This window comes from Novipirellula methanifontis, from assembly GCF_052161655.1.
In the GTDB taxonomy this organism is placed as follows: Bacteria; Planctomycetota; Planctomycetia; order Pirellulales; family Pirellulaceae; genus Novipirellula.
The window spans coordinates 4,460,894-4,477,919 of record NZ_CP197418.1 but is presented as its reverse complement, the minus strand read 5'-3'; the positions used below and the strand labels follow the sequence as shown (position 1 = coordinate 4,477,919).

The following is a 17,026-nucleotide window of genomic DNA, read 5'->3' as shown; positions in this document are numbered from 1 at the left end:
ACGAGAGAATTGCCTGATGGAAAACCAAGATCGCGAGTCGACGTTTTTACTATTGGCTTCTGCGACGATACTTACCCTATCCACAGTTGGTCTCACAACGCGCTGGGAGTACTTCGGCTGGAGTTACGCCACACCGATCCTCTTTTTGCCAATGTTTCTTGCGTCCATCTACTCAGGTTTGCGGTGGTTCGGTGTCGACACATCCTTGCCTATTCTCGGAGTTGCGCCGCGGGTATTTTGGCCAGTTGCGGGTGTCATCCTTGCAGGACTGATGGAACCAGCCGTATTTGTGATCGTATTCGTGATACTGTGCATACTCGGCATTGGATGGTGGTTTCTGCGACAGTTCCAGCTTGCCGAGGAAATCACAGAGGCAAAGCGGCGAAAACAAAGCAATAACCATGGCGTGTAAGTTGCGGCCTGGAAATGAGCTAAAGACGAGCGGGTGTCAACTGTGAAGAGTTGAGAGCTCTTTCGTAACTTCTTGTCGCAGTCGTAAGACAGAAGAATCGATACGACAGAAAGATTGGAAAGATGAGGATCACGTGCTCTAACTTCCTCCCTCCATTTTCCTACCAATCTGCTTTGCCGGCGTGGCCGGAGAACCGGGATGCAGAAGCGTGCGGCTATCACTGAAATGAAGTTAGCCAATTACATCCGAGAAGCAACGTCCTACTCACCCCAAGCACGGGACAAGACGTTTAACAAATGGAAACTACTTTGGCCATGCTCGGTGAATTCGGCCTTTCGCACACTCAATCGGAGACTTGACTTGGAATGTCCGCCCCTTCTCCATTACTAGCGATTCCGGAATCTCGACTTGAACGTTGGAACATTCTCTCACGCGTGATTGCGGATTGGTACCCAGAGTCAAATCCCAATGGCGGCATCTCGGAGGACGCGATCGTGACTAACGCAACTCGTCTCGGAGTTCCGATCCCGGCGGCAATTCGCGAATGGTACACACGCTTTGGTGCTCGGTCTGATGTTTGGTCGCAACAAGACGAATTGCTGATGCCAGATCGTATGCACGTTACGTCCGGTCACCTGACCTTCCTTGTGGAGAACCAGGCCGTCGTCGAATGGGGCATTGCGACCGAGAACCTATTTTACGACGATCCGCCCGTCCACGCATCTTCTGTGGACGATCAAGACACTTGGTTACTGGATTCGGCAACCACGTCCATGTTCGCACTCCAGCGATTCGCCTACTGCCTGAAATTCTCGCGATCAATCCGCTGGTTCGCCAACGCGTACGTTACTCGGACGGTGTCTTCAATCGTCATGGACGGATATCCCGAACTGCTTTCAATTGACTCCACATGGCCGGGACCGACGAAGTTCTTCGGTGACCGTGATACAATGATCGAACTCGAAGGCGTGGCGGACGGTAGTTCCAGTTGGTTGTATGCCGTAACACGCACAGCTGCTGCTGCCGTTCGTTTCAAAAACCTACTCAATAAAGTTAGCATTAAATGGAATGCCACGTCTGACGAATGGCCCGATGGATGGGTCAATCTTTCGCATGACATGCCATAGCGAAAACCGCACGAGCCATGGGTGATTACGGAACCGGATTTGCGAGCGTTTTAAAATGGAACAATTGAGGCCCCTTGTGGAGCGGAATTGCACCCACCAGAAGTCGCAGAACCATCAAATTCACTTACGACCCTAGCACCGTCGAATTTGAGGTCAGAATCAACTCCTCCGTCCATGTGGTCGGTAACCTTACTCGAATGAACTCCATTCGTGTTGGCAATCTTTCTTACATTTCAATCTGCCAATCCACTGCCCTCGAACTTCGACTGGAGCAACCTTATGCGTGAAAAAGTAGGCCCTTGGCTTCCCGCCGCTTTCTGTGCGGTGCTAGCCGCGATCGTAACCATTGGCAACTTATGGGTGCACCGCAATGGAGGCTCTGACAGCGCCGTCACGATGGTGTTCATAATCAACATGCCAATGTGCTTCTTCTTTGTTGGCGCGTACCTCACCAAACTGCGAAACGACAACCGCTTATTGCTTTTACGAATCGACGCATTGGAGGTTGTTGTGACGGGCGTTTGAAACCAGCAATGCGGATAACCGTGGTGTGTTCCGGAGCAGGGTTTGCGGGCGGTTTGGTATTGGAACATTCACTCTCGCGGCCAGCAAAACCCTGCCGTCCTGTCGCTTATGTCCTCGTTTCGTACGAAATGACTGTCGCAGAATGTCGCTCCCCAAATCTATCTTGTACGCACATCTCATCCTTGCGTTTCCGCGTGTTAGAATGGTGTTCATATTGCCCAGGTCCAAGGGCCATCCACTGACCTGGACCCTAGCGTGAGTCAATTTTTCTCAGCTGATGTTGCGTTCGATCTATATTGGGATGTTTGCCGGATACAAGAATTAGAAATCGGTGGCAGACCGAGAACACAAAGCGTATCCTAGCATCCGAGAAACAACGTCCTACTCGCCCGAAGCCGGGCTTGCGATTTATTACATCTGAAACATCAACTGCCCCGGCTCGGTGATGTGTAACGTTGCGTGCCTACCCCATGCTTGACTTTCTATTCAGACGCGGTAATCCGACAAATGATTGGCGTCGATCACCCGATTTGATCCTTACTGCTACATTGGATGAGCCTTCGTTGAATGGCGTGGCGCTCGGATCGCGATTCGAGCATCTGTCGTTGTTAGGCCGAAATGACGGTTCGCAATTAGGCAGTCTGTGTTACTTTGACTTGGGCGTTCGGGTAGACCATGGGGAAGACGGAACGTTTCAAGGATACTCGATTGTTTTAAAGGATGAGGACGACGAGTTTCAGCCCTATCGCGGAACAATCTCGTGGAAACGCAATCAATTGGATATACACCACTTGACTCGCAACGACCTGCCTAACGTTTTCGGCGATTGGTATTGGATCGATACTGATGACAACGAATCCATTGCCTTCTATGAATTCCCAGGATACGAAATGCAAATCGAACTTGCTCTGTCAGGAGCGATCAAAGAATTCATCCTGACCAAAAATCCGCTGATGGCCGATCCGGAGCAACGAGAGGCGTACAGTGTCGACAAACCGTGGCCACCGCAACACGGCACCTAAAAACTCGGTGCACCGTCACTGTGGCCCGAGTTTTCGCCTGCTCGATGATGTCCGCCATTATGCAACTTAAATTCATTAACCCATCTCAAAATCATTGTGCGAACAGACTTGTGCGAACAGACTTGTGCGAACAGGCGACGAGAAGATTCCCAAGAGCCATGAATCCGGTGCAGAGTGGTCATCTCTGTTTGTTGCAGTTATGGTTTGGTTGCCGCTAGGGGCACTTCCAATCCTCGCTCAAATTTCACTTGGGCTAATCTCGCTGCTTTTCTTTGTTCATTTCGTTTGCTCCATTTGGCCTCGTCCCCGCTCATGAATTAGCCGCCTCTGGAAGTTTGTCGGGTATCAACAAACGAGTCGTTGACGCGTGCATGTCATAGCTCGTGCTTTCCGCGCTAGTCGCACACGAGGCCCGCGGCAAGCGGGCTGTTGATTTAGTGAGCCGTGACGCGTGAGCGGCCGGGCTGCACGCATTACCCGGTGACTTACGGCCCACTGCCCACTGCTCACTGCTTACGGCTCACTGCTCACTGCTCACTGCTGCGATTTGTATTTCGATTAAATCAACAGCCCGCTAGTGTCGTCGGTTCACAAAGTCCACGCGACTCAAGACATAATCTACGAGAATCTCAGTGAACTTGGCCGCTCGCGGTCTCTCGAGCGAATCAGATTTGGGTGCTAATGCTGTGCTATATAACCCGCTATACTTGTGAGAACAGATCGCTTTCTCGTGAAATGCGAGTACTAGATCGAAACCGAAGCAGCTCGCAACCTATCGCCGCAATACCGGCTTACTTGAACCATTCAATGCACCCGCGTGGCGAAATCGGGTGTATTGAAGTGGATGATCAACGGTTGCCACCTCGTGAATCCCAACGTTATCCGATTGAAATGAACTCAACCTCGCCCACGAACTCGCGTTTGCCTATACCGCGTTGGGCACGCTTCAGCATTCGCACTGCGATGCTTGGGATGTTGATCGCTGCTGCCTGCTTTGCTTCCTACCGAATGGGTGTCAATCGCGGGCGGGAGATTGGCCCCATTGTTCCGACAAGCATATCCGCGACAGCAATCTATTCACGCGACTACGACATTTCGGACATCGTTAAATCGGAACAAGACGCGAAACTCGTCATTGCTGCAATCCGCGAATCCGTAGATGCTGACGATTGGGACGTTGCCGGTGGCTACGCAGAATTGCATTACGATCCCAAATCAAATGTGCTTGCTGTATCTCATGTTTGGCCTGGGCACATCGAACTCGTCCGATACCTTGAGAGCGTCCGCGAATTCGCTCGGTTCGGCCGATCCCTAGATGAGACTCTGTCGGATGCGAGCTCGAACTTCTGACTCGGTGACTGCCAGTTGTTTTCACCGCCGAGTCAAGCTCGTCCGGAAGTATCGTTGACGGTCCTCAATCTCTTGAGTCGATGCCTTTTGGGTATGCCAGCCGAGGGAAGGCGATCACGCACTCCGGCGATGGGCGATATGCTGTACTTGCTCTTATTTGGGGAACGCAGTTGAAAGACAGAAAGATTAATGCGACAGAAAAATGGGAAAGAAGACGCTTTAAATGCCCGAAATTTCCGTGTCTATCTTTTTGTCAATCATGTTTTTGCCTGTGTTTGCTCAGCAAGGGGCAGAGCGAGTCATTGGGCCAGCGGTAGATGATTGCCTCGGGGGCTTGAACTGGAGAACGCCAATTTGCGTCTTCTACTCAACGTTGGCATCGATCGCTGTCACCGCTACCGCGGCTATGTTGATGTCGAGATGTCCGAAACCCCACGCTTACGCGTGGGGCTAAATGCTGCCGCCGCTACCGCGGCTATTGATCGGCGTTGATTGCCATTACTCGGTTCCCTAGCTTAGACTTTACGGACCCCGCGATGAGCAGACGTCTTGGCTCAACGATTGGTAAAATTTCGTTCGGGTTACCGTTTAGCTACGTGCTTATAAGTGACTGGATAAAACTCAGGTCCCGTTGCAATTGATCGATTCCTATTCTGGTTCAGAACCTATAAGATTTTTAGTTCGCGTGCCGCGTGGCTTGAGCCCGAATCTTCTTTGACCGATATTAGGGTGGCGTGATCAGTCGGTCTGCGGAGCTAGCCCAACACAAGAGCTAATACTTGCATTGGCGATCGCGAACTGGGTTGCTTGGTCGTTGGAACATCGCCCGCCCGATCCCCGTGAAGTTTGGCTTGATGGCTCAAATGAGACGAACTCTATTTCCATTACTCGCGTTTTTAAACCTATCTTTCTGTGGCTGCGGCGAACGCGGGGGAAGAAACGAGGAGGTTGTTTTCCTCCAAGCGATCATGCCTGATTCGCTCGTCGAGCTGTCGAACCTGGACGTTGCCACTCGTGACAGCATCGCAATCATGGGCGATGCTGAGTCGCGGCACCTTGGCCTCCGTCTGTATCCTGCGATGCCCAAACTACATGGCGGAATTCGATCCGAAGTAAGTGTCGATTTCCCATTCAACGATGGTGACTGCGTAACCTATCGCTGGCGGTTCATGGTTGCGGATGATTTTTTGTCAGACGCCCCTGACAACCGCTGGTGGTTGATTGGCCAATGGCACGATCAACCAAATCAGGCAAAGGGCGAGTCCTGGGACGACTTTGATTCTCTAAGCCCACCCGTCTCGCTCAGCATCGGCGAAATTGATTCCCAATTGGTAGTTGGCCTTAACTACGGGCGGACCACCGACGGTAACGTTCAACAGCATGTTGGGCCAACGCCCATCGCTAAAGGATCGTGGCACACGATTGAGACGCGAATTCATTGGACACAGGGAAGTTCGGGACAGGCCAGTGTGTCGATCGATGGAGTAGAGACCCCGGATCTGATCGCCAATGGGCCCAACATGAACAATGACTACCAGCACTTTTTGAAGGTGGGAATGTACCGTCACCCTGACATCGACACCGAGAACTGGATCTATATTGACGATCTTGAAATCGAAGCGAATGAGACGCCATAGCAATCAAGGTTCTGACTCACTAGCTGCCAGTTGTTTCCTCCGCCGATAGCAGTTCGGGCAGAAAGATCGTTTGTTTGCTCAGCATGGGGCTTAGCGTGTTATTGGGCCAGTGCTAAATGATTGAACAGGCGGCTTAAGTTGGCGGCTTAAGTGGGCAGTGCCAATGGTGCCTGCGGCGCTCGTTCGCGATAGGAGTGCAAAGTGATGTCAGGTTAGAAGTGTCGGCTGGGAGCCGGATGCGTCAACAGGGCCAGTCCATTTCTGAGAGGGTTCATTGATCCATTTAACAATGATCAAATATTGTGACACCCTAAGTAAAAATCGGTGGCAAACCGTGAATACAAAGCGTATCTTGACACCGGAGAGACACCGATCGAATCGGCCTGAACGCGTGATCGGGTGTATACGAATGGAACGCCAACCTCCCGCAATCGCTGATGTCTGCCGTTATCTAATAAATGTGGCTGTACGGCCGTCTACTTAACGCAATGCCACCATATCCCTCACCCAAACGACGCCCGCTGGGCGAGTAACCATTGTTGCCACGGAGCAGATCTTTAGCGAGCATTGATACGATTTATCCTCAACACTCCCCGCCCGCGGAACGCGGACGTTCGGCCGACGTTCATTTTCACAGGTAATTTCACGATACGGAAGAACACAATGCTTCGCGCCTCTGCCGTTCCAAACTCGTTGCTCGCCACTATCTGTCTTGTACTGTTTTCGGTGTCAGCGCCGACAACCTCAATCGGAGAAGACAACTTTGATGGTGCAGTCTGGGCATTCGAACTGCAAAAGAACACACCTCCGAAGAATAACTTGAGCGGACGATACCGTGTATCGAATCATATCATGTTCCAAAAGGATTCTCCGAGCGATCCCGACTACACAAAACGAGTCGGCAAAAACAATCCGAAAGGCACAACGACTAGTTTTGAAGTAGACGACTTCAGAGCATTTACGCGACAGAAAAAACAAGTACGCATGAAAGGTTCTGCAAAATTGTCACTTGTTAAATATGGAGAATGGACTGGCGTTTTCACCGATCGTCGCGGAGTGAAGTGGGAAATCAAGGTCACCCGCATTGAAGAGTGATTTTGTATGGTTAGTCTCTTCGGCTTGTTGAGAGTCGTCGACAATCGGGTGTTCGGCACTGTTATTCAACTGAAATGCACGAAATTCGCACTGCCACGTCGCTTGATCTCCCTCATGCGAAAAGAATCTACGATTCTGCAATTCAGGGTGCCGATTGGCTTCCCAAGGGGTCGCGTACAAAACCTGACTTTGTGTCCGCAACGGAAGGTGAGGACATTTTTGTTTCCGTGAACGCGAACCGCGACGTCACCGGCTTTATTTCTGTCTGGAGCGCCGATTCCTTCATCCACCATCTCTACGTAGACCCTTCGTTTCGTCGTATGGGTGTCGGCACCGCATTGCTTGCCTCGTTGGACGCGTGGCTGCCGAGGCCTTGGACGCTGAAATGTGTCTCCGCAAATGATCACGCGATGGCATTCTACAAATCGTTGGGGTGGGTCGCGGAGTCGACGGGGAACGGACCGGAAGGCGAATATCATTTGATGCGTTATGCATAGCTATCTGAGGGTGAGAAGTCGACCGCACGCAGCGGATGATTGGCGACGTCCGTCAGTGCTTCCTCTCAAGTGCGCTGTAGTGTAACCCGCCGTACTTCGTTGCACAGTTCTGCCCTCGAAGAGAGAGGTTTGCTGGTAACAAACGAACAACGGACGCAGGCCGACACGTTGTCTGCAAATACTTGGGTCGGACGTTTGCACGATAGAAAGATTGATGCGACGAAAAGTTATAAGAGCAAATATCCCCAAAGTGTTCACGGTTTGGCGTACAATCGGTTCTCCATGAACACGCCGAATCGATCGCAATTCTTTGTAAGTATCTGACTGGCATGAATGCTTTTACGAAGCTCGAATCAACGGAAGCGCTTAACCCGTACGATCCACCGCCACATTGTGATGAGGGTGCAGCTCACCGCGCAAGTCGGTCCATCATTATGGTCCTTTTCGCCAGCGGCTTTGGAATTGCGAGTGTTGCTGTTGGATTGCTAGTCGCGGTAGAAACCATCGGAATATCGGAACGTCAGGGATTCAGCGTTGAAATTGCCAAGGGATTGACTGTCGCATCCGGGTTCATCGCTATCGGCGTTTGTTGGGCATGTTCCTCGAGGTTGTATTGGATGAAACGCAACCTTATTGCTACCGTAGTCAATGCAATCGCGTTTGCGGCTGTAGGTACATTCTTGGTGCTCCTGGAATTGGGGCTCGTGCCTTGAAAGATCTTCCGAGTGATTCAAATTCGGACAACAATACTGTTCGCACGAAGGACGTTGTGAAGCGTTTGCGAATTGAAAATAAACTGGCGTGACTGGTGAAGTAACGCGTCTGATAAATGGAAGCAAATGGAATTTATAGTTCGCACTGCAGTTCTGGCTCTTGGGACCTTTGGATGCATCGCGTTTTCTGCGACGTTGTTGTCGGCGTTTGCGTCACAACCCAACGACGCCGGCCATCTGCAACCCAAATTTCCGATCCGCGCGCAGGGCTGGACGATACTCGCATGCATTGTCGTTTTGCCATTCGTTCATGCTCTATTTGATTCACACATGAACGAACAGGATCAGATAAACGCTTTCGTTGTCAACGCGTCTGTGTTCTCGATGCTATGGATTGCATAGCTTTCGAGGCATGTGCGACTAAGCAGGTCAATATGAGTCATTCCACATAATGATCTGAGCCGACGGCAAAAGCCGCGGGCAAGTTTCCAGCAATATTAACGGGCCCGCGGCTGGCGCCGTCGGCTCACAAAAGGATCGACGTTTCACCGGTAAATACCGAACGACCTACTTAACGAGTCGTTCGCCAGCCTGATTTTGCGTCTAACTGTAGAGTGCTATCGCACGCTGCGAGATGCTGGACGAACAGATTTGGATAAGATGCAGGAAATGTCCGTAGGTAAGTCATTGAGCTGTTTTCGTTGTTTCTTCAGAGCTAACCGACCCATGACAAAGATTTTTCTAGCTGCGATTTCGTTTTTTCTTTGCGTCGCCCCGGGGCCTGTGCAAGGCGAATATCTCGACGACTTGTCCCAACTTCTGCGGAAGGCACAGAACTATTGGCCTGAGGGCGCGATGGAGTGCGAGGTCAGCGGACGAGCGTGCTGGGTCGACGGCGTGGAGCAAAGCTACAAAATACGAGCCTACTGGAAAGACCGGCATTATCGATTCGAATTCGACCCGCTGAACGCGAATCAACAACCTTCAAGTGCTGGATGGGTTGTGATCGGTGGTGGTGAAGGATTTCGATTTATGAACGCCAGCCGCACCGCACTCGTTTCACGTACGCCTGATCCGTCCGGAATGGAACGCTATCTTCACGTGTTGCCAAACATGGCGTGGCTCAATGTCACCTTTGACAAATCCTTTTCTAGATGGCTTGAAACGACGGTGCCAAAATCCGACCACTTGGTTGTAAAGAAAGACGACGGTTCGTACCGGCTTTCTTTGAAGCAAAACGGCATTGAAAACGCGTTCGCGGGATTTACGAGGCAGGGGCTTCCCACCGAATTTCGACAGATCAACAAGAAACCGGGGGAACGGGCATGGCGCTCGCAATTTGTCTGGCTTGATGTGGACGGTGAAGCATTCCCCCAGCCCCTCAAGCTTGTTCAAGTTCTTGACGTGGTCGACAAGAAATCGATGACCTTTCTCGAAATCAATGTCAGTGAATTTAGAACAAAACTGAAACCGACTGATCCGTCGCTTGCGATTCCGCCACCTGATCTGCCGCTGGGAATTCCAATTCGGGACATGCGGTAGACAGCGGCTTCCACGCACCAGTGGCACGTGAATGATTCGTTTGTCGCTGCTGAACACAGCGTGCATGCTCCGGAAACAAAAACAACCACAGGTAGAAAACAGTGAGTGCTCGAAGCGAGATTCCAGCGATCAGGGACTTCAAGCCTTTCCTCGGTTACGGCCCAGAAGACTTCGAGTCCGCGAAATTGTTTTATGAAGACGTCGGCTTCGAGAAGCTTTGGGACGGTGGCGACGCCTGTTGTTTCGATACTGGCATTGGACACAGGTTTCTCGTCACGCTTCATCATGGGCTTGATCGATCGTCCGCTGGCATGATGCATTTGTGGGTCGGCAGCGTGGACAGCTGGTACGACTATCTGATGCCGAAGCAACTCAATTTGAAGTATCCAGGTGTGAAGATTGCAGAGCCAACCGTCGCAGCGTGGGGCTGGCGAATTCTGTATGTCTGGGATCCCGGTGGCTGGCTGCTTCATATCGCCGAACCGCACAGCGAGGAGAACAAGGCGTTTTTCAACTCTGCACCATGGATTTCAGAGTGATATATTTGATACAAAAAGCATCGTGCAACTTGTCACTTGAACGATCGGCCGTGGCGTGGGAATTGGTGTCGGCTTAAAGCGGCGAAGTCGCCTTGCTCGTCAAAGTACATGTGGTGCGTGACACTGAGCGTTTCAGGCTTGATCTCGATCAAGTTGAACGAATTTTTTTCGCGTTCTCGACCTCGTCCGCGCCGCGATGTCGTCGTACCACACTGTACGATCACAATGCCTCGATCTCGATGGTTCCCCGAATAGAAATCGAGCGAGTTGCCGATGTACGCACGATGCAAATGGCCACCCAAAATCAGCTCGACTCCTTGGTCGACAAATTGGTTGATCGCCCGCTCTGCCTTGGGCATCGCTGAATCACGCAGATTGTCGGGGGCTGGGGCAAAGTGATGGTGAGCGACGAGAATTTTGCAAAGCTGAGGCGGTGCAGACTCAAAGATCCGACGGCAATGCTCGAGTTGCGAAGGAACAATCCGTCCGTTGGAGATCGCCCGATGAGGCGATGTTGAATCGACGCCGACGATGATCGCCTCGTCGCTGGTCAACACTGGACTGAGGTCATCGCTGATGATTTCTCGATAGACCCCCAGGGGGTCGGTTAGGCGTTCTTTGACCCGATACAGTGGCACGTCATGGTTGCCGGGAATGACCAACATCGGGCAACGAGGCAGTTGATCCAAAAATTCGCGAGCGGCAATGAATTGCTCCCGTTTCGCTCGCTGAGTTAAATCACCACTGACGACGATCGCGTCAGGCTCTAATTTCGGAGCTAACTCGATCATCGCCTGCCCCACGCGAGGGAGGTAGGGTGGCCCAAAGTGCAAATCGGATATGTGCAGAATCTTCATGTCGCTCGCCTGGTACGGAATTTGCCGCCGCACAAGATTCGGAACGGTTCTCACGATCACTGTGCCGCGAAGAGCCCTTTCGGAAAGTACCTACTGTTTACTTCATTTGAAATACTGCACAAGTCATACCAACGCCGCACACCGAAAGCTTGGTAAAATAACAGTGACACAAGCGAGGCGGATCGGGAAACGCAGTCGATGCAAAGCGGCGGATCGAACAACTGGCATGAATGTTGCCCCGATGATTTTCAACACGGTTTGCGGCATCGGGGTGACTCAATCTCCTTGACCGTAATCCAATATTCCACGAGGGAGAATGGATAATGAAACGCGAAGACCAAATCAAATCGTTGCAAAAGAAGCTGATCCAACGCAGAGCCAAATTGTCGCAATTGCTCGACGGCGAACTCATGCAACTGCATAACTCGGACGACGCCGTCGGCGGCGACCTTGTGGATCTAGCCGTCGAGGTTGATTACGCGACAGTCAATTCGACCTTGGCGGAAGCGGAAAGCGACGAGCTGAGTGCTATCGATGCAGCTCTCGTTCGCGTGACCGACGGGACCTACGGACGCTGTAACGAATGCGAGAAAAACATTCCGATTGATCGTTTGCGAAAGGTCCCGTTTGCGGACAAGTGCGTGCAGTGCCAAGAAGCCAAAGAATCGTTGAAAGATTCGATTCATTTGTCAAACAATTCACAAGTCAAACGCCCCGTCGTTCGTGCTTCGACGTCGCGTTCATAAAGTGGTAATCCATGCACTGGCGCGTGTGCATTTTCGGTCTGGTGTTGCTGATCGCCGTCGTCGGATGGTGGACGTGGGGAGATCAGGTGTCGCTGGATCCCATACTAGAACGAGAGGATGAATTCCGAACCTACGTGCGGCACCATCCGCTTTGGGCTCCGGTGGTAGGTTTCGCAGCGTACCTAGCGTTGTCGTTGGTGCCAGGCACGACGGGGAAGTCGATCATCTACGGATGGCTGTTTGGATTTTGGCTTGCTTTGTTTATCTCTAGCATGGCGTTGACGGTTGCCGCGGTGATCAGTTTTTTAGTCGTTCGCTATTTCTTACGTGAAATCGTTGAGGCAAAACTGTCCAAGGTGATCAATGCGATTGATCGAGCGATATCGAGAAACGGTGGCAGTTACCTACTTTCGCTTCGTCTGGTGCATGCACCGTACACGCTGATCAATTATGCGTCGGGTGCGACCAAGATTCCTGTCACGACGTTCGCTTGGACAACGCTGGTGGGAATGTTGCCAGGGACAGCCGTGTTTGTGCTTGCCGGCGCCCAACTGCCGACGCTGCGAACGATGGCAGAAGAAGGCATTTGGAGCATGATCAATGTAAAGTTGATGGTGCTACTTTCGCTCTTTGCAGTGGTGCCGATTGTGACGCGTTGGGTTCGACGACGGTTTCCGCATAGTCCGCAAGACTTGGAACAGGATTCGCTCCATTCACGCTCGTAAATCACCAAAGCAGGTCGGTCGGTATATGAGGGTAGAACGTCCATCCATTTGTGAGGCGACGGAACTAGCGGGCTGTCGATTTAGTGAGCCGTGACGCGTGAGCGGCCGGGTGCCACGCATACCCGGTGCCTTACGGCCCACGGCTCACCACTTGGATTGACTTTTCGATAAAACCGACAGCCCGCTAGCCGCGAGGAGCGTCAATATTGCAGGAATTATGCCCGCGGCTAGCGCCGTCGGCTCAGATCATTATGTGGAATGACTGATAATGACATGCTTAGGTTGTTCATCTGATGTACTCGACTACGCTACCACCGAATGTTCTCAGCGCCGCGATCGTTGCGGTTGCCACGCTATTGATGGGGACATTGTTCCGTTTGAATGCCATTCGTGGCCAATCCAAAGAGATTGCCCAATCGCGACTTCGTAGCCTGAGAAGCTGGTGGATCGTTACCCTAGTGGTCGTCGCGTCCGCACTGCTGGGCCCGGTCGCCATGGTCACCGCGATCGGATTGGCAAGTTTATTGTCGATGCGAGAATTTGCAGCTCTCCCAATGACGCCGCCGATTCCTCGATCGTTGACGTTCGCCACCTATGGATTGATCGTCGCCAGTTACGTTGTGGTCGCACTTCAGTGGAACTTCCTTTTCATCTCATTGCTGCCCTTACTGGCGATCGCGATCCCTTCGTCGTTGTTGATTGTCAAAGGTCAAACCGAAGCGTTTCTTCGCCAAGTTGGACGAATTGCCTTCGCCGTACTTGTGACCACCTATGCCATTGGCCACGTCGCGTTGTTGGTAACGTTGCCGGTGGCCACGAACCCTGAATCAGGACCCGCCGGATTGTTTTTATTCGTGATTGCCATTACCGAACTCAATGACATCGCCCAAGCACTGGTGGGACGCAAATTCGGACGCCGAAAACTGACGCCCGTTTCACCCAAGAAAACGTGGGAGGGTTTTGGGGGCGGAATCATCATCACCACCATCGCTGCGATGTTGCTTGGCAGCTGGCTGACCCCGATGACTATTTTGCAAAGTGCGGTTGCAGGCATTTTGATGTCGATCGCAGGTCAGCTCGGCGACTTGAACATGTCCGCAGTTAAACGCGACGTAGGTGTCAAAGACAGTGGCAATCTATTGCCGGGTCAAGGTGGAATCCTCGACCGGATCGACAGTCTGACGTTTACGGCGCCGCTCTTCTATTACTATTTCCAAGGATGTTGTGTATGAACCCGTCTCCGAATTCCGATGCGGTCTGCGCCACGCCGACGACGCATCGGTGGGCAACCCTGCCGAACGCACTGTGCGTTATCCGATTCATCGGATCGTGGGTCATGGTCGGGTTTGCAATCCGAGGCCGTTCCGAATGGGTCGTCGGGTTGTTCTTGTTTTTGGCGGCTACCGATTGGATCGACGGCAAGTTAGCGATTTTGCTCAACCAGCGTTCGCCGATTGGGCCCAAAATTGACACGGTGGCGGACGTGACGCTCTACGCTTGCCTACTGATCTCGCTCGTCTATCTCCATAGCGACTTACTTGTTCAAGAATCGCTTTGGATCGGACTCGCCTTGCTTAGTTACGCCGGATCGTGCGGATTGAGTCTAATGAAATTCGGTCGATTGCCGAGCTATCACACACGAGCGGCAAAAACGTGCTGGTTTTTGATGGTGATTGGGGTGATTGCCCTGTTTCTCGAGTGGTCCACTTGGCCACTACGCGTTGCAATGATCGGTGTAATTTTCACGAACGTCGAAGCGATGTTGATCACTTTGACATTAACGCAGCCTCAATCCGACATTAGCTCGCTGCTACAAGCACGCCGAGAAGTTAAACAACGAATGTCGTAGCTCTCAAAGCGTCCTCGATGCCGATTGCCGTCCCGGTGGTTCGTAGTCACCTCAAGATTCAGAATGCTCCCGAAACTTTTGGCGAGTTTCGCTACGGGAAGATCTTGGGTGCAATGACAGGCTGGAAGCCTATCCCACATCTAGGCTGGAATTCTAACTCACATTTAGAACTGGGCTGCGATGGGGGTGGCCTGCGGCTGTTTCTCGTCGCTGTCGCTGGTGACTAGCAATCCGATCCGTTCGGCGAGCGTGTCGAGAGATCGATCGTAACGGCGGCTGACGGCAAACTCGTACGCTTTGCCATCGGCGTCGGTGATCATGATCGTGTGCATCACCCATCCCCGACGCAATTGAGGACGGCATGTTTCGGCGATCGGATGCTGGTGACTTGGCATCCACCAATTTGCTTCGCGTAAGTGCCATCCTTGCCCGTCCGCAACTCGCGTCATCCGCAGCCGGCTCTTTGCCGCGAACGGCCCCATCGGTTCCTTGCAAAACATCACCATTTCACTTCGTTTCGGATCACCATAACGCGTCCACAGCCGTGAAATCATTGGGTCTAAAACCATTGTGCGGTAGTAACGCACTTGACGTCCGATCCAACGCAGTACGATCGCGGCAACAAGCAAAATCGCGAGATTGAACACGGTCGCGATCGTGGGGCTAAACGCGTACACGGTCATCAATGCCGCACACAATGTTTTGTTTGCAAATTCAAACATCGCGTCGACGGCGGGGATCGGCGTCAACCAAACCATAAACTCGCAAAAGAATTTGACGCTGTTGATGACAAGCACATTGATCACCATCGCGATCGCCAACAGCGTATCGAAGGTAAAACTAACCACACCCAACTCGACCATCGCAACCTGGGTCGTTTCTTGACCCGATTCAAACGAAGCGATGACTTTGATCACCAATAAGATGATGATGACCGCATAGGTTTCCAAGCGATCGGTGGCTTGCGCGAACGGCTTGCTGACTTTTGTCAAACGTGGCAGACTCGTCAAAACGGTCAAAGCCAAGAATAGACAAAACAGCGTTTTGCTGTGTAACGGCCCCGATGCACTTAAGAGCGCGTTGTCGCCGACCCAGTCGGGAAAGAACAACGCGAGTGCGGACATGCATGTCACTCCGAAAAAGGGTGACAACGCGACCGGCGCAAGTGGCCCCAGCCAGTCGGCGACACCCACGGCACCGACATACGCGTTGGCAGCAACGACATCTTCGGCGGCAAAACTGTCTTCGGCTTCGCTGATTTCTTCAACTTGTTCGACGGCATCCCCCAGCTCTTCGAATGAGCGTTCTTCGATCTCAACCGCGTTGTCGGGGGTTTGGCAATTTCCGAGCGAAATGCCGCACAACAAAAATGCAAAAAGCAGAGGTAGTCGAATCATTTCAGCAACACTCAGAAAAATAGAAACTTCTTGGTAACCGTCACCAAAAACGCTCGTTCCCGTCTTTTGCCCAACGCCGTGAACGATTTTTGTGCTGCAAATTACGGCATTGGCGTTTCGTAGCCACGCTCGCCAGAGCGTGGATTGTTGGCGTGCAAATCTGAATCACCACCTTCTGGCGAAGGTAGGTACCAGAAAATCGTTCACGGCGTTGGCCCTAACCGACATTTGTCCAACTGCTTAGTGTACGCGAAATTGAATGCGTTGTACGATGGTAACCTCGTTGGAGGCTGCCAGGCCAGGCAATGGAATTGACAGTCAATTCATCTCTCCGCTTTCCAAAAACAATTACCGCGAATTGATCCATCGTCCCTTGTTGAAACATCTTTACTTAACCGGATATCGTGGAACAGGGAAAACCTCCGTCGCAACCCGATTGGCAGCGGCGATAGGGTGCCCGGTCATCGACCTTGATGCACGAATCCAAAGTCATGCTGGCTGTAGTATTCGTGAAATTTTTGCCGACTCGGGTGAGCAAGGTTTTCGAGACCTCGAATCCGAGATGTTGAACATTGTTGCGACAGAACCGGCTGCGGTGGTTGCACTCGGCGGAGGTGCGATCTTGCGTGAATCCAATCGCCAGCTGATTCGATCGAGCGGACAATGCGTGTGGTTGATCGCGACCGCAGAGACACTCGCAATGCGAATCGCCGCCGACACGGCGACCACGGCGAATCGACCTGCCTTGACCCCACTGGGGCATCTCGACGAGATTCGTCAGTTGCTGCTGACGCGGCAACCCCACTACGAAGACGCGGCGAACGCGCAGATCGAAACGACGGGCAAGTCGATCGATCAGGTCAGCGATGAAATTTTGGCGGTTTGCCGCGACCGAAATTGGTGCTGAGCAAGATGTCCGCTGAACGTCACCCCATGGCACTTTTATTGTAGAATAGCGATGGCCGCCGTTTTACCGGCATCTATCAAGCAACC

18 protein-coding genes are annotated in these 17,026 nt (G+C 52.2%); 16 read left to right on the top strand and 2 right to left on the bottom strand.

Features of this window, described 5'->3' with window-relative positions; all coding sequences use genetic code 11:
- Positions 1–16 precede the first annotated feature (16 nt).
- The 11 genes from SH528x_RS15820 to SH528x_RS15770 all read left to right on the top strand — a co-directional run bounded on the left by SH528x_RS15820 (position 17) and on the right by SH528x_RS15770 (position 10,459).
- Positions 17–412 carry a hypothetical protein gene (locus tag SH528x_RS15820; protein ID WP_442511483.1) on the top strand — a complete coding sequence of 132 codons (396 nt, stop codon included), beginning with the start codon at positions 17–19 and terminating at the stop codon, positions 410–412.
- A gap of 365 nt (positions 413–777) precedes the next feature.
- Positions 778–1,539 carry a hypothetical protein gene (locus tag SH528x_RS15815; RefSeq protein WP_442511482.1) on the top strand — a complete coding sequence of 254 codons (762 nt, stop codon included), beginning with the start codon at positions 778–780 and terminating at the stop codon, positions 1,537–1,539.
- Between the two features lie 279 nt (positions 1,540–1,818).
- On the top strand, positions 1,819–2,064 hold the full coding sequence (locus SH528x_RS15810; protein WP_442511481.1) for a hypothetical protein: 246 nt from the start codon (positions 1,819–1,821) through the stop codon (positions 2,062–2,064).
- Positions 2,065–2,534: 470 nt separating this feature from the next.
- The gene (locus SH528x_RS15805; RefSeq protein WP_442511480.1) at positions 2,535–3,086 is read left to right on the top strand and encodes a hypothetical protein; all 552 of its coding nucleotides are present in this window, start codon (positions 2,535–2,537) and stop codon (positions 3,084–3,086) included.
- 807 nt (positions 3,087–3,893) lie between these two features.
- Positions 3,894–4,436 carry a hypothetical protein gene (locus tag SH528x_RS15800; protein ID WP_442511479.1) on the top strand — a complete coding sequence of 181 codons (543 nt, stop codon included), beginning with the start codon at positions 3,894–3,896 and terminating at the stop codon, positions 4,434–4,436.
- 354 nt (positions 4,437–4,790) lie between these two features.
- Positions 4,791–4,928 (top strand): hypothetical protein, encoded by a 138-nt coding sequence (locus SH528x_RS15795; RefSeq protein ID WP_442511478.1) that lies wholly within the window; start codon positions 4,791–4,793, stop codon positions 4,926–4,928.
- 476 nt (positions 4,929–5,404) lie between these two features.
- On the top strand, positions 5,405–6,073 hold the full coding sequence (locus tag SH528x_RS15790; RefSeq protein ID WP_442511477.1) for a polysaccharide lyase: 669 nt from the start codon (positions 5,405–5,407) through the stop codon (positions 6,071–6,073).
- Between the two features lie 693 nt (positions 6,074–6,766).
- A complete protein-coding gene (locus SH528x_RS15785) occupies positions 6,767–7,168 on the top strand; it encodes a hypothetical protein (RefSeq protein ID WP_442511476.1) in 402 nt (133 codons plus the stop codon).
- A 74-nt stretch (positions 7,169–7,242) separates the two neighbouring features.
- Positions 7,243–7,665, top strand: a complete 423-nt coding sequence (locus SH528x_RS15780) for a GNAT family N-acetyltransferase (RefSeq protein ID WP_442511475.1) — start codon at positions 7,243–7,245, stop codon at positions 7,663–7,665.
- Positions 7,666–9,104: 1,439 nt separating this feature from the next.
- A complete protein-coding gene (locus SH528x_RS15775; RefSeq protein WP_442511474.1) occupies positions 9,105–9,920 on the top strand; it encodes a hypothetical protein in 816 nt (271 codons plus the stop codon).
- A 101-nt stretch (positions 9,921–10,021) separates the two neighbouring features.
- Positions 10,022–10,459 carry a hypothetical protein gene (locus SH528x_RS15770; protein ID WP_442511473.1) on the top strand — a complete coding sequence of 146 codons (438 nt, stop codon included), beginning with the start codon at positions 10,022–10,024 and terminating at the stop codon, positions 10,457–10,459.
- Between the two features lie 32 nt (positions 10,460–10,491).
- Here the strand turns inward: SH528x_RS15770 and SH528x_RS15765 are convergent, their stop codons facing one another.
- The gene (locus SH528x_RS15765) at positions 10,492–11,370 is read right to left on the bottom strand and encodes a metallophosphoesterase family protein (protein WP_442511472.1); all 879 of its coding nucleotides are present in this window, start codon (positions 11,368–11,370) and stop codon (positions 10,492–10,494) included.
- A gap of 269 nt (positions 11,371–11,639) precedes the next feature.
- On the opposite strand from SH528x_RS15765, the gene SH528x_RS15760 reads away from it, so the two are divergent.
- The 4 genes from SH528x_RS15760 to SH528x_RS15745 all read left to right on the top strand — a co-directional run bounded on the left by SH528x_RS15760 (position 11,640) and on the right by SH528x_RS15745 (position 14,636).
- The gene (locus SH528x_RS15760) at positions 11,640–12,062 is read left to right on the top strand and encodes a TraR/DksA family transcriptional regulator (RefSeq protein WP_442511471.1); all 423 of its coding nucleotides are present in this window, start codon (positions 11,640–11,642) and stop codon (positions 12,060–12,062) included.
- An 11-nt stretch (positions 12,063–12,073) separates the two neighbouring features.
- Positions 12,074–12,787 (top strand): TVP38/TMEM64 family protein, encoded by a 714-nt coding sequence (locus SH528x_RS15755; protein ID WP_442511470.1) that lies wholly within the window; start codon positions 12,074–12,076, stop codon positions 12,785–12,787.
- 293 nt (positions 12,788–13,080) lie between these two features.
- Positions 13,081–14,019, top strand: a complete 939-nt coding sequence (locus tag SH528x_RS15750; protein WP_442511469.1) for a phosphatidate cytidylyltransferase — start codon at positions 13,081–13,083, stop codon at positions 14,017–14,019.
- Positions 14,016–14,636 (top strand): CDP-alcohol phosphatidyltransferase family protein, encoded by a 621-nt coding sequence (locus SH528x_RS15745; RefSeq protein ID WP_442511468.1) that lies wholly within the window; start codon positions 14,016–14,018, stop codon positions 14,634–14,636. Before SH528x_RS15750 ends, SH528x_RS15745 begins: the two co-directional genes overlap by 4 nt.
- A gap of 164 nt (positions 14,637–14,800) precedes the next feature.
- Here the strand turns inward: SH528x_RS15745 and SH528x_RS15740 are convergent, their stop codons facing one another.
- On the bottom strand, positions 14,801–16,033 hold the full coding sequence (locus tag SH528x_RS15740; RefSeq protein WP_442511467.1) for a hypothetical protein: 1,233 nt from the start codon (positions 16,031–16,033) through the stop codon (positions 14,801–14,803).
- Positions 16,034–16,304: 271 nt separating this feature from the next.
- Here SH528x_RS15740 and SH528x_RS15735 point away from each other — a divergent pair, with 271 nt between their 5' ends.
- The gene (locus SH528x_RS15735; RefSeq protein WP_442511466.1) at positions 16,305–16,940 is read left to right on the top strand and encodes a shikimate kinase; all 636 of its coding nucleotides are present in this window, start codon (positions 16,305–16,307) and stop codon (positions 16,938–16,940) included.
- Positions 16,941–17,026: the final 86 nt, after the last annotated feature.